The following is a 24,271-nucleotide window of genomic DNA, read 5'->3' as shown; positions in this document are numbered from 1 at the left end:
CATGCTGAAAAGTACAAAACATCGACTTGCAGCCTAATATTGCTCATGAAATTATAATGGAGCTCCAGAAAGCTATAAAACAGAAGAAGGTGCCTTTTTAGACACCTTCTTCCATATCTATCAAAAAAACAAAATAATTCGATTACAATCCTTTACCATATTTCAAATCCTTTGAAATCGTTACAGGTAATTTACCTTCTGCTTTAATCTGTCCCAACAAAACCTTCAACGCCGCTTTTTGCATAAAGAAATCATTCTGATAAGTCAATACCACCGACGAACTCCGCATCACATCCACCGAATTCATCGCATATGGATTGGTGAACATAAAAGAAATGGTTCTTCTACCAGCCAATTTATCAATAAACTCTACCGTAGGTGCTGTAAATGCCAGCTCGCTTCTTGGTCTTGAACGATTATCATGAATCGCCAAAATAATCTGCTTATGACCACGGATCTCTTTCATCAAATCCTTTAATACCTCTTCCGACTCATCACCTTTTACAAAGAACTGCTTGTAATTCGATAACTGAGTGGCTAAGCCGGTCTCAAAATCTTCTGCCTTCGTAATACCCACACTCACCACCGCAGTTTCTCTTTTGGCATCAAAACGTTTGATTCCACGATCAGATTTCAATAAAGTAACCGCAGCATCCGCTAAACGCTGAACCAAGGATTGCGAAGAAGGACTGTTCAGGTCCTGATAAAGATTACGGCTACTCACCTCTGTTTTCTTATTCAAGCCCAACCATAACTTCGCAGCCAAAACCCGCTTCACCCGCACATCAATATCAGCCTGCGAAATTCGGCCAGATTTGATCGCCTTTTCGATCAGATCAATCGCCCGGCCACTGTTCTCGGAGATCTCCAAAAGATCATGACCAGCTTCGATCGCCATTACATCCGCCTCGCCATTAGGGAAGAACTTCTTAACCCCCTTCATATCCATTGCATCCGTTACCGTTAAGCCTTTAAAGCCTAATTCCTTGCGCAACAGATCGGTCACTACCTTTTTGGAAATGGAAGAAGGAATATTCGGAGTCGCATCCAAGGAAGGGATGTTCATATGGGCAACCATCACCGATGGTGCACCCGCATTGATCAATTCCTTGAACGGATAAATCTCTAAACTATCTAACCTCGCCTTATCGAATTTCAATTGCGGAAGGTCGTAATGTGAATCCACATCGGTATCACCATGTCCTGGGAAATGTTTCAAGGAAGCCAAAATACCACCATCCACCATACCATTCATATAGGCTTTGGATTTTCTGACCACATTGTATTTGTTATCCCCGAAAGAGCGGAAGTTTATCACCGGATTTTTTGGGTTATTGTTGATATCCACAACCGGTGCAAAATTAAAGTGCATGCCGATACGGTGGAAATCATTCGCAATCTGACGACCCATGTCGTACAATAGGTTATCATTTTGGATAGCGCCCAAGGTCATCTGATAAGGAAAAGAGATGGTCGAATCCGCCATTCGCATGCCCAATCCCCATTCACCATCAAACGTGATCAACAAAGGCACTTTGGATACCTTTTGGTATTTATTGAACATATTGACATGACGCACAGGTCCTCCTTGGAAAACCACTAGGCCACCTAACTGTTCCTTCTGAATGACATTTTGTACAGAGTCAATATATTTCTGACCCAAATTGGTATGCGCACGGACCAAAAACAATTGTGCGATGCGTTCTTTGGGTGTCAATTTGTTGAATACAGAATCAACCCAAGCATGCTTTTGGTTTACAAAAGAAATAAATTCAGGCTTCTTTTGTGCAAATAAGGAGCTCACAAATAATAAAGAAAGGGCGCCTACACTAGCTATTTTTTTAATCATCACAAATTAGTTTGTTACGAAATACGGAAATTTTGCTTAGTTATGGAAATAATACTGCGCTTTTATTCGAAAATTCGATCATAAACGTGCATAAACACGCATTACGTCAAATCATATTTCTTTTGGATCAGGCTGGCAAGTTCGGCTGCATTTTCAATATCACCACAGGCCTCTTTCTTCCAGAGCATATCGATAACCAGAAGGAGAAATTGGGTTTCCAATTCTGGATTTTTAAAACCGAGTTCTACAAACGCACGATGAACGATGGGCTGTACAGGTTTTATGAAAAGCTCGTGTTGGGATTTGGAAAAGGAATGATGGGATAATCTTTCCTGGAGCTTCCAGAAAAGCGGTTCTTCGGCCACTAGCTGGCTAGGAAGCAAAACCATATTGCGCAAAAAATCCTTAGCCCCTTTATAGGTCATCATACCCTTGTGCTGCATGAGCACTTTACGGTAACCGGATTTGACGATATGCGCCAATAAGGCATCCTTATTTCCAAAATGCTTGAATATCAGCGCCTCCGAGACACCCGCCTGTGCGGCAATCTCTTTCGTGGAGCTGTCCAGATATCCTTTTGTTGCAAATAACTGTAATGCCGTCTGCAGTATTTTTTCTTTTCTACTTAAACTAGTTTCCTTCATTCCTAATGAGACAAATATATCCTTTTTTCGCTTAGTCTACACATTGTATCTTTTTTGTGATTTAACAGTATTTACATTAATTTACACTTAAATGAATTAATATTGAGCAATCAATTTTCTTAACCATGAAATACATGCTGTTTCTCCTGATATGGTTGGGGCTAACTACCACCATACAGGCACAGGTGAAACTATCCGGTAAAATAACCGACAAAACAAAGAACGAAGGGTTGCAGGATGTTACCTTACTCCTTCTTCATACCAAAGACTCCACCCGAACTAGTATAAAATCAAACGATAAAGGGGAATTTTCTTTCGAGAAAGTTAACCCCGGCAATTACCAATTAACGGCAACCCTATTGGGGTTTAAGCGCAGCGAGCTGTTGGTTACGGTGGCTAATAAAGCCATGAACCTGAACTTAGCCATGGAACCCGGAGAGATCATGATCGAGGAGATTGCCATTACGGCCCCTCCTACTGTGGCTGTTCGTGGGGACACCATGGAATTCAATGCCAAGAATTTTCAGACCCGGGAATATGCCGATGCCGATGAAATGGTGGCTCAGGTGCCAGGTGTGGTGATCGACGAGAATGGGAATGTAAAAGCCCATGGAGAGGATGTAAAAAGGATCTTGGTGGATGGAAAGGAATTCTTCACTTCCGACCCTCGGATAGCCCTAAAGAACCTGCCAGCAGATATTATCGACAAACTACAGATCATTGATGAACGGAGTGAGCAGTCGAGGTTCTCCGGATTTGATGATGGAAAACGGAATAAGGTGATCAATATCGTCACCAAACCAGATCGCCGCAGTGGATTTTTCGGCCGTGCGAATGCGGGTAAGGGCGATGCGGATAAATTTGCGATCAACACCGCTCTGAATGCCTTTAATGGAGACCGGAAAATGTCGGTTGCCCTCATGGCCAATAACATCAATGAAACGGACCTGGGTTCTGTTGGACGTGGTGGCTCCCGAAATGGAAACAGCAACACGGAAAATGGACTTACCGACACCTACGCAGGGGCTGCGAATTATACGAACTCCTTCCTGGATAAAAAACTGGAAGTGAATGCCAACTATAATTTCCGGAAATCCAATACCAATAATGATATTTTAAATGATATTGAATTCCTCAGTTCAGGCAGAGAAAATCAATTCCAGAATTCTCACAATATTTCGGAGGCCATCAATAATGAGCATACCTTAGGCGGAAGGTTCAAATGGCGATTGGATAGCATGAACAACCTGGATTTCAACCCGAACATGTCCTTGAGATGGAATGACAGGGAAAATTCAACGCAGAGTAATACTTCTTATAATAAGACCGATCCAATCAACAATGTGGATCGAAGTAACAACAACTCGAGCAATAACTTCAATTTCGGGGGAAACCTGACTTATATGCACCGATTTAAGGCTCCAGGACAAACGATAAGTTTGAATATCGATGGAAATAAAAGCAGTAATGATGCGCTGGGTCAAACATTGGCCTTCAATGAGTATTATAGAAACGCTGTGTTGCAGCGAAGCGATACCATCAATAGACAGAATGCCACCTATGGTTATGGTTCTGGATTCAATAGCCGATTGAGTTTTACCAAAAACATCAATAACCTGTCGAGGTTGCAGGCCAATTACGGTTTCCGGAACACCAGTAATTATTCTGATCGGAAAACATTGGAGTTTTTAGCGGAAACCGGTCAATACGAAGAATTGAACCAACGGTTGTCCAATGAATTCCGAAACGATTTCAACCATCATTCTGTTGGGCTTTCCTATTCTTATAATAAAAGAGATACATTACGAATTCAGGCCGGCTTGAACTATGAACATGGCGTGCGTGTTAATGATCGAACAGTACCTTATGATTTAAGAACCGTAGCTAACTTTGGTAGTTTCTTGCCGAATTTCAATACGACCTATTTCTTTACCAAGGAACGGACAATCGAATTTACCTACAACACCAACACCAATGTTCCGTCGATCTCTGATCTGCAGGATTACCTCAACAATGAAAACCCCTTGAATATTTCAACAGGAAATCCGGATCTGAAACAAGAATACTCCCATTCCTTAAAGTTAAATTATAGGGATGTAAACAAGGTTAACGGCAGAAGTTTTACGACTCATGCTACTTTTAACATCATCGACAACAGTATTGTAGACAATGAATTTAGAACCGATACCAGCATCATCCTTTTTGATGATATCGAATTGGGTGCAGGCGGACGTTTTAATTCCAGAACAAATGTGGATGGGGTCTATTCCTTGAATTCACAGACAAGTTATGGGTTGCCGATTAAAAAATTGGGTTTTAATGTGAATGCGACTACGAATTTATTTTACAACAAAAGAAAAAGCTTCCTGAATTCTGTTTTGACGCCAAACCAAACCTTTGGGTTTTCGCAAGGGGTTTCCCTGAACAGTAATTTTGATAGAAGATATACGATTTCTGTTGGCTATGACCTGTCTTCTCGATTTATTGAGAACCCCAGCAACACGATCAACCCGAAATACAACATCATCAATCATCGATTCAATTCGCGAGCAACCATCGAATTGTTCAAGAGTTTCTTGATCGGCTATCAGTTGGTTTATATCAATAACGGAGCGATCCAGAATAATAATTCCACTTCAGCGAACTCGCAGAACATTAACCTGACCTTATTGAATGCTTCTTTGGGCTATAAGTTCTTACGAAGGAAGAATGCGGAACTTTCCATCAAAGGTTTCGATCTGTTGAATAATGCGAAGAACATCAACCGGAATGTTGGCCCTACCTCCATTACAAACTCTACATCACAGACCTTGAATAGGTATTTCATATTGAACCTGACGTATAACATCCGTAATTTTGGAGGTCGAAGTTCAGCTCCACCAGAAGGAAGATCCGAAGGACCAAGAGGGGATCGCGGAGATCGCGGCGGAAATAGAAATGAGCGTGGTGGCAATCAAGGAGGAGGTAACCGGGGAGGAAGATTTTAATTCACGAATAGATATGATTGGACAGGCGGATTATTTACAATAATAATCCGCCTGCTTGTATAAATTCATTTTTCTTTTCCATAAAAGCACCTTTGTCAATTGCCTTGGTCGCTTTGGAAATGATGTTGGTTTTAAATCCTTCTGCTAATGCATCCATCGCTGTAAAGTATACGCAATAATCAGCAGCCAATCCACAAACATGCACTTCATCCACCTTCCTTGCCTTTAAATAGCCCGCTAATCCGGTATCCTTCCTTTTTCCGTTATCAAAAAAACCTGAATAGCTATCGATGTTCCTTTCCATTCCTTTCCGGAAAATTGCTTCTACCCTATTCATATTTAGATCTTCGGAAAATTCAGCCCCGTAGGATCCCTGCACACAATGGTCGGGCCATAGGACCTGTTCCAGCCCAAATAGGTCGATCACTTCAAAAGGTAATTTTCCCTCATGTTGGCTGGCAAAACTCAGGTGATTATCCGGATGCCAATCTTGGGTAGCAACCAGCAGATCATAATCTTTCTGTATATAATTTATCACCGGTATGATCTCATCACCTTTGGCAACCGCAAGGGAGCCTCCAGGAAGGAAATCGTATTGTACATCAACAATTATTAGCGCTTTCATACTTAAATTTACAAATAATCCTTAATCTAAGGACAGCATATAACCCACCCCTCGGATATTGGTAATCTTGATCCTTTCATCGCCTGAAAGGTATTTACGGATCCGGCTGATAAAAACATCCAGACTTCTGCCTGTAAAATAGGTGTCGTTTGTCCAGTAGGTGCGGATGATTTCATCCCTTGGCAGTACCTTATCCTTACTTTCGATCAGTCTTTTCAGTAATTCTGCCTCTCGATAGGATAGTTTTTCGGTTTCATCGCCTATACTCAATGTGTTTTTCAGGGTATCCAAGGTATAGTTCCCGATCACAAATTTATTATTGGACATGCCTTGTCCATTTTTCTTTAAAGCCGCTTCGATACGAACGATCAGTTCCTCAATCTTGAATGGCTTGCGGATATAATCATTGGCACCCAACTTGAATCCCTTCACCACATCGTCGGTCTGCGTCATGGCGGTTAGGAAAATGATGGGCGTATGAAGATCTGTTTTCCTGATCTCTTTGGCTACGGTAAATCCATCCATTAAGGGCATCATGACATCGAGGATGATGATATCGGGTTTATATTTCTGATGGAAAACCAATGCCTGCTGACCGTTCAATACATGTCGGACCATAAAACCATGGGCCTCCAAGCTATCGGTAACAATCATGGCCAAGCTTTCCTCGTCCTCTACATATAATACATTGATCATTTTGTCTCTTTCGGTAAATTAACAATAAAAATACTTCCATTTCCCTCCTCGCTACGCAATTCGATGGTGCCATGATGTTGGGAAACAATCTGTTTTACATAGGCCAAGCCCAATCCAAATCCCTTTACATTGTGGATATCGCCGGAAGGTACCCGGAAAAACAGATCGAAAACCTCCTTTTGGTATGATTTCGGAATACCGATTCCATTATCCTGGATGCTCACTTCAACCGCTTGGTCCCTTCCTTGGATCTTTATCATGATCTGCACATCATCTGCCGCATATTTGATCGCATTGTCCAATAAGTTACTGAAAACATTTTTAATATGCGCAGGATCAGCAAAAACCACATAGCTTTCCACGTTGGTTTCAATGTTTATGCTAACTGCTTTTTTGGCAAATAGTTGGGCATTTTCCTTGCATTCCTTAAGAAGAGCAACAACATCCACCCAGCTTTTTTCGAGTAGTACGCCATTGGTTTCCGCTACATCAACCTGCAATACCCGTTCGATCATATCGGATAGGTGTTCCAGCTCATGCCTGGAAATCCGAAAATATCGATCCATCCTTTCCTTATCGTTCATGGCCCCATAGCGTTCTAAGGATTCTACCGCTGCCATAACCGTAGAAACAGGTGTTTTCAGTTCGTGGGTCATGTTGTTCACAAATGCTTTCCGCATCTTTGCCAATTGGTTCTGCTTTTTGATGGTATCCAAGAGGTAGATAAAGGTTCCGATCATTAAACAGATCAGGAGAACCACTATGACTACTTGCCAAAGGATGGATTTTAACAGGTATAGCCAGGGATTGTCAAAATCCAGCTCCAGGTACTTGTTCTCACCGGCATCAACCATGGTCGGTCTTGTTTTATTTTCCTTGAACCGTTCTTTATAAAATCTTCCGTTGCGTTCGTTTTCGTCTGGAAGTTTTAGCAGGCTTAGTTTAAAGGGGGTATACATTCCTCTTTCCTTTAAAGCCATGGTTAGCCTATTGGAAAGCGTATCCAATACTTCATCGCTCCAATTGATGTTTCGAAAGACGAAGGAGGAAATGAAATGACGGCTCATTCTGGGTTTACCGTTTGACAGGCTATCGTTCGTTGTACGATCGTTATTCTGCCTCCGTCCGAAATTTTCATTTTCGAAGATGGCCTTCACCGAGTCTATATTGATGACCGGATATTTCTTCTTGATGGCCATACTGATCCGATCCACCCGCCCTCTGCGTTGGTTCTGGTTATCCTTTTGAATTTCAGCCTCGTTATCTTGATAAAAATCCTGAATGACATCGAAAAGCTCGTGCTCCGCCGTACCCAAATAAAATTGCTTTCGAATCTGATAACTCCCATACAGCCAGACACTCAGCACCAGGATGATACCTGAAGCGGTCAGGACGATGGCAAGCATCAATATTTTATAGTTTTTTAACATAATTAAAACAAATTTAAATTAGTAGATTTGCACGGCATAAAGAATTTGATGCTTTTAACAATTTATAACACTGATTAACAGTTGGACAATTTGATTGTCGCAAATCAGCCGTTTTAACCGTTAATATAAAGCAAAAGATAGGGGAAATTGCGTGATTTTTAACAAAATATAACAATGAATAACAATTCTCTTTCTATACTTTTGCATGACTAATGAATTTATGATTAAAAATTTACGTTTTTCTCTTTTTGCTACTTTCAGTCTAAGCGCTGTATTATTCTTATCCGGTTGTGATAAGGATATGGCGATTTCGTTGAAGAACGACAATATTGATAATTTGAACGTTTCTTCAGTAGACAGCTTGTCTGCTGTAGTTTCTACAGTTCAAATGCCTACCATTCCAACAGCTGCAACAGGAACATTATTGGTGGGAAAAGTTACCCAACCTATTATTGGTTCATTGACTTCCAACACCTTTTTCAGACTTAATCCGGCAGGGATTACGAATGATTTTCCTACAACAGCAAAATTCGACTCTTTGAATTTGGTTATCCGTCCGAGCAACAATCGTTACGCTTATGGCGATACCAGCAAAATCCAAAAGATTTATGTTCATCGTTTGACGCAGGCTCTTGAAACGACTACGTTGACTCCTTCACCGACAGGAATATCATTTCCTATCTACTATCCAGGAGCAACAATATTCGCACATCAATCCTTCAATTTCGATGCGAATGCGTTGGGATCGGTTAGCTTCAGACCGCATATGAGCAAAGTGGACACCTTATCGGTTAGGCTTTCAGATGCAATTGGAACAGAATTCTTTCAGAAAATCAAGAACAATGATGTAGCTTTCAATTCTGCATCGAATTTCCAAGAATACTTTAAGGGATTGACTATTCGTCCGGATGCTGGCAATACGGCTATGGTAGGATTCAAGGATACCTTAGAAGTAAGGATTAATTACTCCTATGTGGGTACTGACGGGTTTAGAAAGAAAGGGGTGAAAACCTTGAACATGGCTGATAAATCCGTTCAATATAATAACATTGTTGCCGATAGAACAGGAACTGAATTCGAAGCATTGACAACGACAAATCCGCTTCCTGTTGCAGAAACAAATGGTATTTCTTTTATCCAGGCTGGTTCAGGAGTAGCTACGCAGATCAGCTTTCCAGCATTGCGTGATTTTATGCAACAACCTGGCATCGCCATCAATAAAGCAGAATTAGAAATAGAGATTGCATCCTCCCATTTGGGATATTATACGGCTGCACCACAACCTGTCCTTTACACAACAGACATGGGTGTTCCGACCAATTTCTTGCCTGTTCCATTTACCAACACGGTACAGACAGGAACTTATATTTTGGGAAATAATACGGGTAGACCTGGGAAATATGTGTTCAACATGATCCAATATATCCGTACAGTTAACCTTCCTGATGCTCAAAATAAATCATTATACTTATCTTTGGGCAATCCAGCATTATTCAGCACAGGAAACACCAGTATTTTGGCGACCCAAAACAATCAACCGAAAGTTAAATTAAATATCGTATATACAAAATTTAAATAGTCTATGAATAAGAAAAACTGGCTAGCACTATTTTTAGTAGCCACTTTAGCAATTACATCCTTCAATTCCTGTAAAAAAGATGATGAGGACACTACGGAGACAGGACCTACTGAATGGACTCGCTCAGCAGTATTTCCAGAAGATCCACGTAACGGAGCTTCAACCTTCACGATAAATGATGTTGCCTATATTGTAGGTGGTTATTTAAAAACAAACGAAGTATTAACAGATAACCATGCTTTTGATGGTTCTCAATGGAGCACAAAAGCTAATTTTATTGGTCCTGCAAGACATAGTGCAGTAGGTTTTTCAGTAAACGATCAAGGCTATGTAGGTTTAGGATTCGGTGGCGACGCTGTTGGTGCATTGAAAGATTTCTACAAATATAACCCTACAGCTAACTCTTGGACAAAAGTTGCTGATTTTCCTGGTGAAGCGCGCTTTGGAGCGGTTGCTTTCTCTATCGGAAACAATGCATACGTTGGTTTAGGTGCTACATCTACTGACAAAACATTCAGCGATTTCTACAAATACGATCCATCTGCAGATTCATGGACAAAAATCGAAACGCCTTTTACCTACAAAAAAGCGTATGCCTATGCATTCGTAATCAATGGTGTAGCGTATGTGGGTGGTGGTTACTCAAATGGTGTACCTACTGATGATTTCTATAAATTTGATGGTACTACTTGGACTAAATTACCTAGCTTAAGAACTGATAACTATGATGCAAGACGTTTCAATGCATCTGCATTTGCTATCGGAAACTATGGTTATGTAGTGAGTGGCCGTTCAGCTTCTGGTATTGTTAATACCGTTTGGAAATTCGATCCTTCTAACAACACTTGGACAGACAAACACGAATCTTTAACTTCTGCTCGTGAGAAGGCAGTAGGTTTTGCTGTAAAAGGTAAAGGATATATCACAACTGGTTCTACTGGAACTAGCTTCTTTGATGATAACTGGGAATTTACTCCTGTTAGATAATATTTTTGATATTACGATAAAAAAGGACGGCAAATGCCGTCCTTTTTTTGTTGAAGGTCGATGCTAACATCGACCTAATTATCTCGGGTTAGATTAAACCTTTCTTGTTCAATAGTTCAGCTACCTGAACGGCATTTGTTGCTGCTCCCTTGCGCAGGTTATCTGCTACGATCCAAAGGTTTACTGTTTTGTCCTGGGATTCGTCTCTTCGGATACGTCCAACGAAAACCTCATCCTTGCCATGGGCATCCTTAGGCATCGGGTATTCCAATTTTGCAGGATTATCCACAACGATCACGCCTTCTTGAGCAGCTAATGTAGCTCTCAGTTCATCAAGATCAAAATCGTTCTCAAATTCGATATTAACCGACTCGGAGTGTCCTCCCATCACAGGGATACGAACAGTGGTTGCTGTAACCTTGATGCTGTCGTCTCCCATGATCTTATTCGTTTCCTTGATCATCTTCATTTCCTCTTTGGTATATCCATTATCTTGGAATACATCGATGTGAGGAATGACGTTTAGATCGATCGGATATGGATAAGCCATTTCTCCTTCTACTCCCTTACGTTCGTTCATCAATTGGTCTACCGCTTTTACACCGGTTCCTGTAACGGATTGGTAAGTAGAAACAACGACACGTTTGATCTTATATTTTTCATGCAAAGGTTTCATCACCACTACCATTTGAATGGTAGAACAATTCGGATTAGCGATAATCTTATCTTCTGCGGTAAGTACATCACCATTCACCTCAGGAACCACCAATTTTTTGGATGGATCCATACGCCAAGCAGAGGAGTTGTCAATTACGGTGATACCCGCTTCTGCAAATAAAGGAGCAAACTCGGTAGAGGTACCACCCCCAGCCGAAAACAAAGCAACATCCGGCTTCAGTGCAATAGCTTCCGTAGGCGTCACAACCTTATACTTATTTCCCTTGAATTCGATTTCCTTACCCTTACTTCTTTCCGAAGCTACTGGAATCAATTCTGATACTGGGAAATTACGTTCCGCTAATACGGTCAACATTTCTGACCCGACAAGTCCCGTCGCGCCTACTACTGCAACTTTCATTTAGTTTTTACTTTAAAAAATTTATAAAAAAATAGATCTTAATTAATTAATTCAAGAAAACAAACTTAATAAATTCAAAGGAGTTATCTGCATAATATTTAGCAATTTACAATGTAAAACATTGCTTCCAAAACATTATTCAATAAGCAGTGGATTTCCATGAAATATATTCAGTATTTAGACAAATGTCTTGATAAATTGTCATTTTCCCTATAATCATACGATTGCGTAAAATCACAAATAACCATCATATTCAGCCATTTAATTGGTATTTTCGCATTTATGTTCTCCCAATAGGAGAATTTAGGATTCATTTAAATAAAAATTATCTCCAATAGCATGAAAGAATGCATTTTGATGATCGGTGCGAACGGTCAAATCGGTTCAGAGTTAGCGGCTGCGCTAAGATTAAAGTTTGGAAATGAAAACGTGATCACTTCCGACATCCGCGAACCGCAAGCCATTGCATCGGGGGAAATCTTCGAAACCCTAAATGTGTTGGATAAGGAAGCTATCAAAGCCCTTATCGTTAAATATAAACCAACCCAGATTTATTTATTGGCAGCCATGCTTTCAGCAACTGGCGAAAAATACCCTCAAAAAGCTTGGGACTTGAACATGAACGGCCTTTTGAACGTATTGGACCTTGCGGTTGAATTTGGCATCAAAAAGATCTTCTGGCCAAGTTCTATTGCGGTATTCGGACCTCACTCACCAAAAGTAGATACGCCTCAGTACTGCGTGATGGACCCGAACAGCATCTACGGAATCAGCAAATTGGCTGGTGAAAGGTTATGTGAATATTATCACGAGAAATTTGGCTTGGATATCCGCTCGGTACGGTATCCTGGAATCATTTCCTGGAGAACAGAACCAGGAGGAGGTACAACCGATTACGCTGTCCACATCTTCTTTGAAGCGATCCGTCAGGGCAAATATACGTCCTTCTTATCCGAAGGAACGGAACTTCCGATGTTGTACATGGACGATGCCGTTCGTGGAACGATCGAGTTGATGGATGCCGATCCATCGAAACTGAGCATCCGTTCAAGCTATAACCTGGCAGGAATTAGTTTCACTCCTAAAGAAATAGCTGAAGAAATTAAAAAAATTCTACCTAATTTTGAGATATCCTATTCAGACAACGATCCACGTCAATCGATTGCGGACTCCTGGCCAAAGAGCATCAATGATGAGCAAGCAAGAAGCGATTGGGGTTGGAAACCAACGTTTGATCTGACAGCAATGACAAAGGATATGTTAGATAATCTTAAAATTAAATTACAATAAAATGGGTAGAGCTTTCGAATTTAGAAAAGAAAGAAAATTCAAACGCTGGGCCAAGATGGCCGTTCAGTTTACACGACTTGGGAAAGAAATTGCCATAGCGGTAAAAGAAGGCGGTCCTCACCCGGAAAACAACTCCCGCTTACGTACGGCGATCCAAAACGCCAAAGCTGTAAACATGCCGAAGGACCGTGTGGAGGCTGCTATCAAGCGTGCATCAGAAAAGGATGCGAAAGGATACGAGGAATTTGTATACGAAGGATATGGTCCGCATGGCGTTCCTGTATTGATCGAAACCGCTACAGATAATACCAATAGAACAGTTGCTAACGTGCGCAGTTATTTTACCAAAGCTGGTGGTTCTTTAGGGAAGACCGGTTCTTTGGATTTTATCTTTAACCGTAAATCCATCTTCCGTTTCCCTGCTACTGAGGAATTGGATGTGGAGGAACTGGAATTGGAATTGATCGATGGTGGTTTAGAGGAATTGTATGTGGAGGCAGATGAAGAAGGAAACGATGTCGTTGTGGTTCAAACTTCTTTTGAAGACTTCGGAAATATGCAACGTCTTTTAGAAGAAAAAGGAATTGAGGTGAGTTCTGCGAAGTTGGAACGTATTGCCCTATCACATACCACATTGACAGAAGAACAGGCTGCAGACGTCTTGAAATTGATCGATAAGATCGAAGAAGATGATGATGTGCAAGCGGTTTACCACAATATGGATTAATCTTATTTATAGGATACTAGGAATGGAGGGTTTATATCCTCCATTTCTTTTAAGCGGTATTTCATCCATGAATCAGTAAGTTTGTATTATGTTAACTTTTACGGAGTTTTTCACGAAAAAGAAGATCGATATTATTGCGCTTCAAAAGTCTAGACCGGATCTGTATCAGGAATTCGATCGGGATTATGCTTTAATGGGTGAAAAAAGCTTTGATCATAGTAAGAAATTCTGGTTCAATAGATTGCGAAAGGAATATCTGCTGGAGGAAATTGAGATTCCAGCGGAGGAGAAAAAAGAGGTTGTTAAGCCTGAGGTTACAAATCCGGTTAAGGTCGAAAGCAAATCTCCAGAAGTTTCTGATTCAGGGAATGCAACAGCAAAACCTGCAGGGTTTAAACCTCGATTCAAAGCTGCAAGTATTAAAAAGCCAGCGGATGTTGAAATACCGAAAAAAGAAGAAACTACAGATTCTGTGAAACCCGAGGCTACCGCTGCAGAAACAGCTGCTCAGGATGAGAAAAAAGCTGCTAAACCTGCTGGATTCAAACCAAGGTTTAAAGCTTCCAATCTTCCTAAGCCAGCGGTTACTGAGACTTCGAAGGAGGGGGAAACTACAGATTCTGTAAAACCTGAGACTACCACTGCAGAAGCTACTCCAGCGGAAGAGAAAAAAGCGGTGAAGCCAGCTGGATTCAAACCAAGGTTTAAAGCTTCCAATCTTCCAAAGCCAGTGGTTACAGAAACTCCCAAAGTAGAAGAAACCACAGGTCCTGTAAAACAGGAAGCACCTGCTGCGGAGGTCTCTGCTGCAGAAACACCTGCTGCGGATGAGAAAAAAGCTGTGAAACCGGCTGGATTCAAGCCAAGATTTAAAGCTTCCAATCTCCCTAAGAAATTGGAGGACAACCCTGAAGAGGGAAAAACCAATAAAACCGAAGACAAAAAAGACAAAGAAGATGATAATTAGGTAGATACCTGATTACACTTAGGAATATTTTTATATTTTTATACCCCAAAGTCAACGAATAATTATGTTAAAAGAAGAAAGGCAAGCCTACATCATACATCAGATCAATATCCATAATAAGGTATTGTCTTCAGATTTAAGTGTTCAATTGAACGTTTCAGAGGATACGATCCGAAGAGATCTGAATGAATTAGCAGAGAGCGGGCAAGTCCTAAAAGTTTATGGCGGTGCCCTTTCGAGGTCTTTCCAATATCCTTTTCAAGAAGGAAACGTATATGCAAAAGAGGCAAAAAAAGAGATTGCTTCTAAGGCCATAACCTTGATCAAGAGCGGGATGACCGTGCTTGTGGGGGGAGGAACCAGCATGATTGAGTTGGCCCGATTAGTACCCAAAGATGTGCAATGTACCTTTTTTACCATAAGTCCTTTGGTCGCTTTGGAATTGGCAGAAAAAGAGAATATTGAGGTGATTTTGTTGGGTGGGAAATTATCAAGGAATACGAATGTGGTAACAGGTTCTCAGGTGATCAACGAGCTATCGGAGATCAAGGTGGATCTATGTTTATTGGGAACAAATAGTCTTTCTGTAGAGGAAGGGATCACTGATTCGGATTGGGAAGTAGTACAGATCAAGAAGGCGATGATCAAGTGTTCCAAAAAACTTGGTGTGCTGAGTATTGTGGAGAAATTGAATTCGAACCAGAAGATGCGGGTGTGTCCTTTAAAGGATATTAATTACTTGATTACGGATCTTGATCCGAAACACCCGAGTTTGAAGGATTTTAGTAATCAGATAACGGTTATTTAGGAAGGCTGGTTTTTCGGAAGGTTGGGTAGGAAGATTGCTTCGTCGTACCTCCTCGCAATGACGCGGGAGCACTTATTTATCAGACATTTTTTTACGAATGGCTCTTTCAACGAGCCATTTGTTGCTTTCGATAAATAGGTTATGCCAAATCATGTTATAATCCACCTTACGGTTAAAAACACTACGTTTAAGGTGTTTTAAAATTCCTTTCGGAGAATAGCTCATTAAACCATTAAAAGGTTTTGCATAATATCCAAGGTGATGCTTATCCCATTCCTGCACAGCAAAGCGGTCTACCAATTCCAGGTAATCATTGCCTTCCAATTTCTCCTGAAGATCCCCCAATAGTTCCTTTGAAGCAGCTTCTGAAAGCAGATCCAATTGAGCTCCTTTCTTTTCAACCACATGCATCTGAAAGCCGGATAGATTCTTTCCCTCAAATTGCAACTCTAATAATCCCCCGGTATTCCACTGCGGATGGTTTGATGGATAATCAAAATAAAAGTTACCCAAGCTGTAACAGATGAGTTTCCCTTTATAGGTTTCTATTCCTTGAAGCACATGGGGATGATGTCCCACAACCACATCAGCGCCAGCTTCAATCAATTCTTGATAACGCGTTTTCCATTCGGGGATGGGAACATCCAACAATTCCACACCAGCATGCACCTGGACGATCAGGACATCAACCTTTTCTTTACAGCGTCTTAATTTTTCATCAATACCATCGGCATTCACCCAAGCATGACCGAAGGATCTATCTCCGTTCAATGCCCCATATCCATTCTCCCCAAAAGCCATAAAAGCGAACTTCACCCCTTCCAGCTCCCGAACAACAGGCTCTAATGCTTCCCGTTCATCTCCAACTCCAACCACATCGTCCTTTTTAAATAAGGAAATGGTCTTTTTTAAAGCTTCCTTCCCATAATCGTTGATATGGTTATTGGCCAAAGAAAATAGATTAAAGCCTTCCTTATACAACCAATTGACCGACTCTGTATTCTGACAAACATGCGGTCCGGTTTTGGCAATAGCCTTCCCATAGCCCGCAACTGGAGCTTCAAAATTGCAGGACAAAACAGCGGCCGAAGCCAATAACTGCTGTAAGGCAGCCGAAAATTCGGGTTTACTGTTCATCACCACATCCCCAGCAAAAAGAAGTTTATGTTGTTTAGGCATTTTTGTCTCTCTTTTTTAATAGAATCTCGATCGGTTTTATGGTAATATAAGCAAAATAAGCTTCCAACAGTTCATTCTTTGCCCCCAATAATTTAAGGACACCCTTAACCTTAGGGGTATGCATTAAGGTCTGGAAAACCCTTTCCTTCTTGCCAATATGCTGAATCTTACTATTTATCCATTCCAGGTAAGCTGGTTTTAGGTGTTCCTTTAACAGGTCCACATCCAAAGGTGCCAGGTTCTCATGCAACAAGGAATAGTAATTCAACGAATTCTGATAGGTATATTTATGTTTCTCTTCTTCAAAAAGCAGGTTGTTTTTGCGGAAGAAATCCCTTTGCCAATTTCTGTTCTCTTTTCTTTCCTTCGGTAGGTTCAACATCGCTAGGGCGATCTCTTCCTCCACGAAAGGTGAATATCCAGGAAAGCCCATTTTAGAAGGCACCGAGATCAGGTATTGCAACAACATCATCTTGGTTCGCATGGCGGTAATGATCCGGAAATCAGGATCTTTCAGATGTTCCTTCTGCTTATCAAAAACAGGCTCCACAATGGATAGGTAATCTACGTCCATCGCCAACTTGGAATTGGCACTCATGCCGTGGGTATAGCCTAAGGTTCTATATTCCTGAGCGGAATGGATCATCGGTACATGTACCGCTCCGGCCCAGGCATCGCCGATAATCCCACTTAATAAGTGAAGTTTTTTGAAATTCTCCTTTTCCTTGATTTTTTGGTAGAACTCCATATGGTAAGTTCCCGATGCACCAACAGTAGGACCAAATTGGTCATACCACTGCTCCATGTACACATTGAAAATGCCCAAAGGAATTCTGGACCATTGTGTGCCCAAGCGTTCGGACAATAATCCCGCATAGACCGATTCCCGAGAAAGCCCTTGATTAAAGGAGGTTCCGTAAGTATAGGCATGGATACGAGATTTATCATCGATCAGCACATTCATTAGTCGGGAGTCAAAGCCTCCACTGGTCGGTATCAGAATATCTTCCTCAAAACCAGAAGCCCAGCTGTTCAACGATTGATGCAACTTCGCAAACACATCTTCTTCTTGACTTTTTTTACCGATCAATTGGATGGTGGAATCGGATTCTTCCCTAACCTCCAATTTACCATCATTCAACAGCAGGGTCTGATTCGGCAATAAAAAACGAACATATTTAACCGGAGTATGCCCAAATACACTGTATCCGAAATCGAGATAGGCCGCCAATCCTTCTGGATCGATTTCCAAATTGGTATAATCAATTACCTCATTGATGTCCTGGCTGAATTTTCCAGTTTTCTCATGGTAAAATACCGTTTCGTAACCAACCCAATTTCCTTTTGCAACTTCCATTAAACTTTTTTAGATATTTTTTTTTTTGCCAAATCCAGCACCTCCATCCAAATCTGGTTTTTGATAAAATGGTTGATGCCGATGTAAATCAAAGCGAATATAAGGGTTTGTACCACCAATAGGAACAAGTTATTGCTAATCCAACCGAAATATAGCGGCAAATAAGCAATGACCGCAGCGAGCAAGCTAATCAGAAAAGAAGAAAAAAGGTCTTTTGCTTGGGCAAAGATGGTGTATCCATATACTTTTACACTCATGCTGGCGGCAATGATATAACACAGGATTCGAATAGCCAATTGACCAAAAACAACCGCTAATAGGCCATGCTGGTAGGTGAAAAAGAAAATCCCCACTGCAGATCCAACCTTGATAACTTCCAGCATCAAGGCGAATTTCGACTTCCCCTTGATGTTCAGAAAATTCACATTCATATCCGTCAGGGAAATGAATAAGCCTGCAAAACAGAGCCATTGAAAAAGAGGGATGGCATCATTCCATTTCTCTTTTAGGAGCGTCTGAAATGCCGGTTCAGCAACACAAATAGCCAGAAAACTTACCGGAAAAAGTAAAAACGCAAGTGAAGACATGGTTTTCCGGCAGGCATTCAAAAAGCGTGGGAAATCATCCTGTAGCGGAGTCAAGGTAGACAAGGTAGTCCCTTGGACGACGGAAGAAATCAACAAATTAGGCGATTCTCCCAATTTATTTGCCATACCATAAATACCCACATCCTCGGTGGTATAATTCATTTTCAATAAATTATTGTACAAGGGGCTCAGGAGTTTCCCTAACAGGTTGGAGATCATGAAGGAGATGGAAAATCCCCAATGCGTCCGCATGGACTCCTTACTGAACGATAAATCCAGCTTCCAATTTCCCCATACCCATAACAGGACGGAGCGGAAGAAGGCATACAATACGGCTTGCAATAAAAGCCCCCAAAAGCCCAACCCTATCCAGGCCAAAAACACGACCACGATGGCAGAGCCCAATACCGCAATAAAGTTTACCCTGGCCGTCAGGTTGAACTGAAAGCTCTTGAGCATCTTTACATATTGGACAATCCCAAAGGCTTGGACCAAAATCTGCAGGAATAAAACCCGGGCATATAAACTGAGGTTATTGATCTGATAGAACTCTTCCAGATAAGGTGCAGCAATAAAAAGGATCAGATAAATAGCACCACTAACCAGCAGGTTGAAGACAAACATGGTGGAATAGTCGACATCCTTTACCACCTTTGAGCGCACGAGCGATGTCGCTAGGCCCGAATCCACCAAGGAAGTAGCAATGGTGGTAAAGATAGCCAGGACATAAATGACCCCAAAATCATCAGGAGCGAAGATTCTTGCCAGCACAATGGTGGTCAGATTGGTTATGACCTGATAGCCAAACCGATCTATGGCATTCCAAAAAAGCCCCTTAATGGTTATGTTTTTTGCGTTTTCGCTCATGAAATGGTATAATCAGCAAATTTAGGAAAGATTCCGACTTTATCTCCATATATTTGATTTTGAATTGATTGATTTTCGAGCATACATGTTAGCACCGATCGCACTTTTTGTTTATAATAGACCCCAACATACGAGAAAAACATTGACAGCTTTAGAGGCCAACCCTTTGGCAGAAGAATCTGACCTGTATATTTTTTCGGATGGCCCCAAATCAGCAAATGATATCGACATGGTGAACCAGGTTCGTTCTTTAATAAGAGAGCCTTGGAAATTCAAACACATCTATATTATCGAACGGGCACAGAATAAAGGTTTGGCCAACAGTATTATCGATGGTGTCAGTCAGGTTATTCAAAAACACGGCAGGATCATTGTCCTCGAGGATGACCTGGAAACTTCGCCATTTGCCCTACAATATTTCAATGATGCGCTGAACAGATATGAAGATGAAGAGCGGGTCATGGAGATATCGGGCTATATGTATCCCGTAGAAAGGCCTAAAAGCCTACAGCAATCTTTCTTTTTTCGGGTAGCCAATAGCTGGGGCTGGGCAACCTGGGAAAGAGCATGGAAGCATTTCAACCCAGATATTGAAGAATTGACGAAAGATTTTAAGCGTAAGGATCGCAAGGCTTTCAGCGTGGATGGAACGGAGAATTTTTGGAAACAGGTTCAGCAATTTAAGGCTGGAAAGATCAATTCCTGGGCCATTCGTTGGTATCTATCCATTTTTAATCAGCAGGGATTAGTGTTATATCCTCGTCGATCTTTTATTCAAAATACCGGCACAGATGGTTCTGGCACCCACTCAGATGTTGATCAGGTATATCGTGTGGAACTTTCTACCAAACCTGTGCATCGCTTTCCAAGCGTCATTCAGGAAGATCCAACGGCCTATGCAGCCATCAAACATTTCTTCAAACATCGGAAAGGTACCTTCTTTGAGCGTTTGGCTAGGTTCTTAGAGAAAAAGATTAATGCCTATAAAGCCAAGAAATCGAAAATCTCCTAAATCGATGGATTTAAATTTAGCGAGATAAAAAAATTAAAAATTCGTGAGATCGCTGCGTTTAAAAAACAAGGTCCGTTTTGTTTTTGCTACTAAGGAATATCCCTTGCTCAGCATCAATTGGTAAACCTCTGACTTATTCAATTCTGGAATAGAGAGCTCTTCTTCCACCAACACGAAAACCGGTTTATATTTCTCCCAATTATTGGATTTAAGGACAATCAGGTCAAATCCTTCCGCGTCTACTGAAAGAAAATCGATCTGTTTTCCAGGAGCCAAATATTTATCCAGCACATCCGACAAAGGCAAGGTAGGAACTGGAATGGTCTTTAAGAGGTGATATTTGGCGTGCAAACCATCCCTACTTTCCGAAACTTCTTGGGAGAACCCATTCAATGCAGGTTCGTTGAAACAGTAATAGGTCAATTCCTGAGGGCTTTCGCTGATGCCGATATTCAGATTCACATCCTTGGGTCTGAACCATTTAAACCAACGCATGGCATCAGGTGAGGGTTCAATATTGATTCCGCGCCATCCTTTTTTATAGAAATAATTGGTATTGGAAAATCGGTAAGGGTGGTGGGCACCCACGTCTACATAAACACCTTTATATCCTTTTTTAGCTTCGTAAAATCCACGAATAACCATATCCTCCCCTTCTTGGGAAAAAGATCGTGCATGGAAAAATTTATGGATAGGAAAGTATTTTAGAATGGTTTGTTTAAGTGTTGACATATTTTCTTGGAGACCTGGAATAACTATGACCTAAATTTATAAATGGATTAAAATCTCGCTTTAAATTAGCATTTATATTTAATTAATCAATGCTCTCCGTTTTTATATTGGTCCTTTATGTTTTAAAATGTGCTTACATTTGATGTCGGAATGGTCACATCATAACGATTATTATCCATTTTCTTAGCGAGATTCAGGACTTCATGGTTCAATATATGTTTGATTTTGGGTTAGAATCGTTGTTTAAGTATGCTTAAAGCAAGGTTAAAACATTGAAAAGTATGCAAAGCATAGGTTTTACATACTTTAACATTACTTTCAGTATGGTTTAGCAGCGAAGCCAACTTGTTAGATAATATTTATTTCCACTTAATTCCCTATTTTTGTGCCGTTGCAATACAATCCATCATGACATTCGCAAAACCCAAAATATCCATCATTACCATAGTGTACAATAATGTACGTGATATTAGGTATACCTTGGAATCAGTTGCCCAGCAGACCTATCCCAATATAGAATACCTTGTCATCGATGGAAATTCCAATGATGGAACCTTGGATGTCATCCAGGAATACAAAGACCATATCACCGTTCTTGTTTCCGAAAAGGATAAAGGTATCTACGATGCCATGAACAAGGGATTACGCTTGGCAACAGGCGATTATGTACTCTTCCTGAATTCTGGGGATGAACTTTATGCCCCTGACACCTTGGAAAAGGTTTTTAATTCCGGAGAAGATGCAGATATCTATTACGGCGAGACCAAATTGGTCAATGAAGATCGGGAGATCCTGGGCGATCGTCGACACAAATGCCCAGATACCTTTGATTGGAAGTCCTTCAAATACGGGATGAATGTATGCCATCAGGCGATCTATGTCAAAAGGGAAATTGCAGAACCGTATGACATGCAATATAAACTCAGCTCGGATATCGACTGGGTGATCCGTGCAGCTAAAAAAGCGAAGAAAACGGTCAATGTGAAAGACTATGTGGCCAAATACTTGGTCGGAGGCATGTCGCAACAAAGGCATAAACAAAGCTTAAAAGAACGTTACGAAATCTTCAAAAAATATTATGGCACGATTCCAAATCTCATCAACCATGGAATCATTGCCCTACGTCTATTAAAACACCGATTGACCCATGGCAAAACAAGAGACTAATTTCATGGATCCGAATATCTTGGTGGAATTGGCCAACATGAAGATGCCTTTCGGAAAATATCAGGGTTATCTTCTTTGCCGATTACCAGAGCCATACCTCGTATGGTTCAAAAAAAACGGCTTTCCGGCGGGTAAATTGGGCGTTTTATTGGAAACCCTGTACGAGATCAAACTGAATGGACTGGAGTATTTATTGACCCCCTTGATCAAAAAGTGATCGCCGTCAATTTTTATTTTTTCATTTTCCTTATCTTTGCATAAAATTTAAAAACATTAAACGCCGTTTGCAGCGGTATCAATGAATATATGGCACAATATCAAACATTGCTGTACTATTGCTACAGCCCTATCGAAAACGCGGAACAATTCGCGGATAATCATTTAGCATTTTGTAAATCCCTAGGTCTTGTCGGCCGTATCATCGTCGCAGATGAAGGTTTGAACGGTACAGTATCCGGTACTCCTGAGGCTTGTAAAGCCTATATGGAAGCGGTACATGCCGATCCTCGCTTTGCCAAGACTGAATTTAAGATCGATAATGTCGATGAACTTTCCTTTATCAAGATGCATTGTCGTTACAAAGAGGAGATTGTCCACTCCGGACTTCGCGACCCGAAAATCATCGACCCCAATAAACAAACTGGTAAGCATTTGGAGCCTCAGGAATTCATGCAGATGAAAGATGAGGAGGATGTGGTCATCCTGGATGTTCGTTCAAATTACGAACATAATGTAGGCCGTTTTAAGAATGCAGTTACGTTAGATATCGATAATTTTCGCGAATTCCCTGAAAAAGTGAAGGAACTGGAGCATCTGAAAGGTAAAAAGATCCTGACCTATTGTACAGGGGGTATCAAATGTGAGAAAGCTTCTGCATTATTATTGAAAGAAGGTTTTGAAGATGTTTACCAATTGCATGGCGGTATTATCAAATATGGTAAAGAAGCTGGTGGAAAGGATTTTGAAGGCGAATGCTACGTATTTGACAACCGGGTTACCGTACCTGTCAATTCGGTGAACCCATCCATCGTCTCAACCTGTAAGAATTGTGGAACGGTTACCGCAAAAATGATCAATTGCGCAAACCCTGTTTGCAATGAGCACTTCACCCAATGTGATGAATGTGGTTGGAAATTGGATGGCTGTTGTTCAGATGCCTGTAAAGAGAGCCCGAATAAACGAGAATACGATGGTACTGGCTATTATGTAAAAATTCCTCAGCCCGTTAACTTGGACAAAATTTCTAAGCGAAAGCACAAAAAATTTATAAAAAATTAAAGTTTTATCAGAAAATTGAAAAAATCCGTTTATCTTCATTATATAAACGGATTTTTTTATTCATCAATAACCAAAATAAAATGGAAAGCAATAGAGTAGACATGTTCTTAATGTCTAACAACAAATTTTTTGAATCCTATCATCTCATGGAGATCCGAGACTTATTGGCCAAAGCGGATGATAGTAAATTGACAAATGTTCAGATTCAACAATATAAAGATCCGACTACTGTCCTTATAGTTTCCCTTTTAGCTGGAACATTTGGTATTGATCGTTTTATGATCGGTGATACGGGATTGGGTATCGCTAAATTATTGACCTGTGGTGGTTTAGGAATATGGACCATCATTGACTGGTTTTTGATTATGGGATCCACTAAATCAAAGAATTTTGAAAAATTAGTAACTGCGTTAAATTACTAATTC

General features: G+C 40.8%; 22 protein-coding genes. 12 read left to right on the top strand and 10 right to left on the bottom strand.

Going from position 1 to position 24,271, the window contains the following annotated elements:
* Positions 1-142 precede the first annotated feature (142 nt).
* Positions 143-1,849, bottom strand: coding sequence for a glycoside hydrolase family 3 protein (locus VJ786_RS07680; protein ID WP_099366990.1), 1,707 nt, complete (start codon positions 1,847-1,849; stop codon positions 143-145).
* Positions 1,850-1,950: 101 nt separating this feature from the next.
* Positions 1,951-2,493: a TetR/AcrR family transcriptional regulator gene (locus tag VJ786_RS07675; protein ID WP_099366991.1), complete on the bottom strand. Its 543-nt coding sequence runs from the start codon at positions 2,491-2,493 to the stop codon at positions 1,951-1,953.
* A gap of 125 nt (positions 2,494-2,618) precedes the next feature.
* Here VJ786_RS07675 and VJ786_RS07670 point away from each other — a divergent pair, with 125 nt between their 5' ends.
* Positions 2,619-5,480, top strand: coding sequence for an outer membrane beta-barrel protein (locus VJ786_RS07670; RefSeq protein WP_134776133.1), 2,862 nt, complete (start codon positions 2,619-2,621; stop codon positions 5,478-5,480).
* Between the two features lie 34 nt (positions 5,481-5,514).
* On the opposite strand, the gene pncA is transcribed toward VJ786_RS07670, so the two are convergent.
* Genes pncA through VJ786_RS07655 form a run of 3 tightly spaced genes read right to left on the bottom strand, consistent with a single transcriptional unit; the run spans position 5,515 to position 8,231 of the window.
* Positions 5,515-6,105: a bifunctional nicotinamidase/pyrazinamidase gene (gene pncA, locus VJ786_RS07665; protein WP_099366993.1), complete on the bottom strand. Its 591-nt coding sequence runs from the start codon at positions 6,103-6,105 to the stop codon at positions 5,515-5,517.
* A 21-nt stretch (positions 6,106-6,126) separates the two neighbouring features.
* On the bottom strand, positions 6,127-6,801 hold the full coding sequence (locus VJ786_RS07660) for a response regulator transcription factor (RefSeq protein ID WP_134776132.1): 675 nt from the start codon (positions 6,799-6,801) through the stop codon (positions 6,127-6,129).
* On the bottom strand, positions 6,798-8,231 hold the full coding sequence (locus VJ786_RS07655; RefSeq protein ID WP_134776131.1) for a sensor histidine kinase: 1,434 nt from the start codon (positions 8,229-8,231) through the stop codon (positions 6,798-6,800). The genes VJ786_RS07660 and VJ786_RS07655 overlap by 4 nt, the downstream gene beginning before the upstream one ends.
* A 220-nt stretch (positions 8,232-8,451) precedes the next feature.
* Here VJ786_RS07655 and VJ786_RS07650 point away from each other — a divergent pair, with 220 nt between their 5' ends.
* Positions 8,452-9,810: a DUF4270 family protein gene (locus tag VJ786_RS07650; RefSeq protein WP_336557522.1), complete on the top strand. Its 1,359-nt coding sequence runs from the start codon at positions 8,452-8,454 to the stop codon at positions 9,808-9,810.
* A gap of 3 nt (positions 9,811-9,813) precedes the next feature.
* Entirely contained in the window at positions 9,814-10,797 is a 984-nt protein-coding gene (locus tag VJ786_RS07645) for a Kelch repeat-containing protein (RefSeq protein WP_336557521.1), read from the top strand.
* Positions 10,798-10,885: 88 nt separating this feature from the next.
* On the opposite strand, the gene VJ786_RS07640 is transcribed toward VJ786_RS07645, so the two are convergent.
* Positions 10,886-11,875: an aspartate-semialdehyde dehydrogenase gene (locus VJ786_RS07640; RefSeq protein ID WP_134776128.1), complete on the bottom strand. Its 990-nt coding sequence runs from the start codon at positions 11,873-11,875 to the stop codon at positions 10,886-10,888.
* Between the two features lie 339 nt (positions 11,876-12,214).
* On the opposite strand from VJ786_RS07640, the gene VJ786_RS07635 reads away from it, so the two are divergent.
* The 4 genes from VJ786_RS07635 to VJ786_RS07620 all read left to right on the top strand — a co-directional run bounded on the left by VJ786_RS07635 (position 12,215) and on the right by VJ786_RS07620 (position 15,667).
* A complete protein-coding gene (locus tag VJ786_RS07635; protein WP_099366999.1) occupies positions 12,215-13,165 on the top strand; it encodes an NAD-dependent epimerase/dehydratase family protein in 951 nt (316 codons plus the stop codon).
* A gap of 1 nt (position 13,166) precedes the next feature.
* A complete protein-coding gene (locus VJ786_RS07630) occupies positions 13,167-13,892 on the top strand; it encodes a YebC/PmpR family DNA-binding transcriptional regulator (RefSeq protein WP_099367000.1) in 726 nt (241 codons plus the stop codon).
* An 88-nt stretch (positions 13,893-13,980) separates the two neighbouring features.
* Complete coding sequence (locus tag VJ786_RS07625; RefSeq protein ID WP_336557520.1) at positions 13,981-14,859, top strand: hypothetical protein; 879 nt, start codon at positions 13,981-13,983, stop codon at positions 14,857-14,859.
* A 64-nt stretch (positions 14,860-14,923) separates the two neighbouring features.
* Positions 14,924-15,667 carry a DeoR/GlpR family DNA-binding transcription regulator gene (locus VJ786_RS07620; RefSeq protein ID WP_099367002.1) on the top strand — a complete coding sequence of 248 codons (744 nt, stop codon included), beginning with the start codon at positions 14,924-14,926 and terminating at the stop codon, positions 15,665-15,667.
* Positions 15,668-15,739: 72 nt separating this feature from the next.
* Here VJ786_RS07620 and VJ786_RS07615 read toward each other — a convergent pair whose 3' ends face one another.
* The 3 genes from VJ786_RS07615 to VJ786_RS07605 are packed head-to-tail and all read right to left on the bottom strand — an operon-like array spanning position 15,740 to position 19,657.
* Positions 15,740-16,846 (bottom strand): CapA family protein, encoded by a 1,107-nt coding sequence (locus VJ786_RS07615; protein WP_336557519.1) that lies wholly within the window; start codon positions 16,844-16,846, stop codon positions 15,740-15,742.
* Positions 16,839-18,203 carry an asparagine synthetase B family protein gene (locus VJ786_RS07610; RefSeq protein ID WP_336557518.1) on the bottom strand — a complete coding sequence of 455 codons (1,365 nt, stop codon included), beginning with the start codon at positions 18,201-18,203 and terminating at the stop codon, positions 16,839-16,841. The genes VJ786_RS07615 and VJ786_RS07610 overlap by 8 nt, the downstream gene beginning before the upstream one ends.
* Positions 18,203-19,657, bottom strand: coding sequence for a lipopolysaccharide biosynthesis protein (locus VJ786_RS07605; protein WP_336557517.1), 1,455 nt, complete (start codon positions 19,655-19,657; stop codon positions 18,203-18,205). Before VJ786_RS07605 ends, VJ786_RS07610 begins: the two co-directional genes overlap by 1 nt.
* An 85-nt stretch (positions 19,658-19,742) precedes the next feature.
* Here VJ786_RS07605 and VJ786_RS07600 point away from each other — a divergent pair, with 85 nt between their 5' ends.
* A complete protein-coding gene (locus VJ786_RS07600) occupies positions 19,743-20,669 on the top strand; it encodes a glycosyltransferase (protein ID WP_336557516.1) in 927 nt (308 codons plus the stop codon).
* Between the two features lie 33 nt (positions 20,670-20,702).
* Here the strand turns inward: VJ786_RS07600 and VJ786_RS07595 are convergent, their stop codons facing one another.
* Complete coding sequence (locus VJ786_RS07595; RefSeq protein WP_099367007.1) at positions 20,703-21,401, bottom strand: FkbM family methyltransferase; 699 nt, start codon at positions 21,399-21,401, stop codon at positions 20,703-20,705.
* Positions 21,402-21,809: 408 nt separating this feature from the next.
* Here VJ786_RS07595 and VJ786_RS07590 point away from each other — a divergent pair, with 408 nt between their 5' ends.
* From VJ786_RS07590 to VJ786_RS07575, 4 genes are all read left to right on the top strand, one after another.
* Complete coding sequence (locus VJ786_RS07590) at positions 21,810-22,568, top strand: glycosyltransferase family 2 protein (protein WP_336557515.1); 759 nt, start codon at positions 21,810-21,812, stop codon at positions 22,566-22,568.
* Positions 22,549-22,785 (top strand): DUF3820 family protein, encoded by a 237-nt coding sequence (locus tag VJ786_RS07585; protein WP_317128165.1) that lies wholly within the window; start codon positions 22,549-22,551, stop codon positions 22,783-22,785. The genes VJ786_RS07590 and VJ786_RS07585 overlap by 20 nt, the downstream gene beginning before the upstream one ends.
* Before the next feature lie 89 nt (positions 22,786-22,874).
* Positions 22,875-23,846, top strand: a complete 972-nt coding sequence (gene trhO, locus VJ786_RS07580; protein ID WP_134776119.1) for an oxygen-dependent tRNA uridine(34) hydroxylase TrhO — start codon at positions 22,875-22,877, stop codon at positions 23,844-23,846.
* An 80-nt stretch (positions 23,847-23,926) separates the two neighbouring features.
* Positions 23,927-24,268: a TM2 domain-containing protein gene (locus VJ786_RS07575; RefSeq protein WP_099367010.1), complete on the top strand. Its 342-nt coding sequence runs from the start codon at positions 23,927-23,929 to the stop codon at positions 24,266-24,268.
* The last annotated feature ends 3 nt before the right edge of the window (positions 24,269-24,271 follow it).

The sequence above is a fragment of the Sphingobacterium tenebrionis genome, from assembly GCF_037126265.1.
Taxonomy (GTDB): domain Bacteria; phylum Bacteroidota; class Bacteroidia; order Sphingobacteriales; family Sphingobacteriaceae; genus Sphingobacterium; species Sphingobacterium tenebrionis.
This window is presented reverse-complemented; position numbering and strand designations above follow the sequence as displayed.

Excerpts from the sequence above, each read along its gene's own strand:
- VJ786_RS07680 (WP_099366990.1), bottom strand. The coding sequence starts at position 1,849 with ATGATTAAAAAAATAGCTAGTGTAGGCGCCCTTTCTTTATTATTTGTG.
- VJ786_RS07675 (WP_099366991.1), bottom strand. The coding sequence starts at position 2,493 with ATGAAGGAAACTAGTTTAAGTAGAAAAGAAAAAATACTGCAGACGGCA.
- VJ786_RS07670 (WP_134776133.1), top strand. The coding sequence starts at position 2,619 with ATGAAATACATGCTGTTTCTCCTGATATGGTTGGGGCTAACTACCACC.
- pncA (WP_099366993.1), bottom strand. The coding sequence starts at position 6,105 with ATGAAAGCGCTAATAATTGTTGATGTACAATACGATTTCCTTCCTGGA.
- VJ786_RS07660 (WP_134776132.1), bottom strand. The coding sequence starts at position 6,801 with ATGATCAATGTATTATATGTAGAGGACGAGGAAAGCTTGGCCATGATT.
- VJ786_RS07655 (WP_134776131.1), bottom strand. The coding sequence starts at position 8,231 with ATGTTAAAAAACTATAAAATATTGATGCTTGCCATCGTCCTGACCGCT.
- VJ786_RS07650 (WP_336557522.1), top strand. The coding sequence starts at position 8,452 with ATGATTAAAAATTTACGTTTTTCTCTTTTTGCTACTTTCAGTCTAAGC.
- VJ786_RS07645 (WP_336557521.1), top strand. The coding sequence starts at position 9,814 with ATGAATAAGAAAAACTGGCTAGCACTATTTTTAGTAGCCACTTTAGCA.
- VJ786_RS07640 (WP_134776128.1), bottom strand. The coding sequence starts at position 11,875 with ATGAAAGTTGCAGTAGTAGGCGCGACGGGACTTGTCGGGTCAGAAATG.
- VJ786_RS07635 (WP_099366999.1), top strand. The coding sequence starts at position 12,215 with ATGAAAGAATGCATTTTGATGATCGGTGCGAACGGTCAAATCGGTTCA.
- VJ786_RS07630 (WP_099367000.1), top strand. The coding sequence starts at position 13,167 with ATGGGTAGAGCTTTCGAATTTAGAAAAGAAAGAAAATTCAAACGCTGG.
- VJ786_RS07625 (WP_336557520.1), top strand. The coding sequence starts at position 13,981 with ATGTTAACTTTTACGGAGTTTTTCACGAAAAAGAAGATCGATATTATT.
- VJ786_RS07620 (WP_099367002.1), top strand. The coding sequence starts at position 14,924 with ATGTTAAAAGAAGAAAGGCAAGCCTACATCATACATCAGATCAATATC.
- VJ786_RS07615 (WP_336557519.1), bottom strand. The coding sequence starts at position 16,846 with ATGCCTAAACAACATAAACTTCTTTTTGCTGGGGATGTGGTGATGAAC.
- VJ786_RS07610 (WP_336557518.1), bottom strand. The coding sequence starts at position 18,203 with ATGGAAGTTGCAAAAGGAAATTGGGTTGGTTACGAAACGGTATTTTAC.
- VJ786_RS07605 (WP_336557517.1), bottom strand. The coding sequence starts at position 19,657 with ATGAGCGAAAACGCAAAAAACATAACCATTAAGGGGCTTTTTTGGAAT.
- VJ786_RS07600 (WP_336557516.1), top strand. The coding sequence starts at position 19,743 with ATGTTAGCACCGATCGCACTTTTTGTTTATAATAGACCCCAACATACG.
- VJ786_RS07595 (WP_099367007.1), bottom strand. The coding sequence starts at position 21,401 with ATGTCAACACTTAAACAAACCATTCTAAAATACTTTCCTATCCATAAA.
- VJ786_RS07590 (WP_336557515.1), top strand. The coding sequence starts at position 21,810 with ATGACATTCGCAAAACCCAAAATATCCATCATTACCATAGTGTACAAT.
- VJ786_RS07585 (WP_317128165.1), top strand. The coding sequence starts at position 22,549 with ATGGCAAAACAAGAGACTAATTTCATGGATCCGAATATCTTGGTGGAA.
- trhO (WP_134776119.1), top strand. The coding sequence starts at position 22,875 with ATGGCACAATATCAAACATTGCTGTACTATTGCTACAGCCCTATCGAA.
- VJ786_RS07575 (WP_099367010.1), top strand. The coding sequence starts at position 23,927 with ATGGAAAGCAATAGAGTAGACATGTTCTTAATGTCTAACAACAAATTT.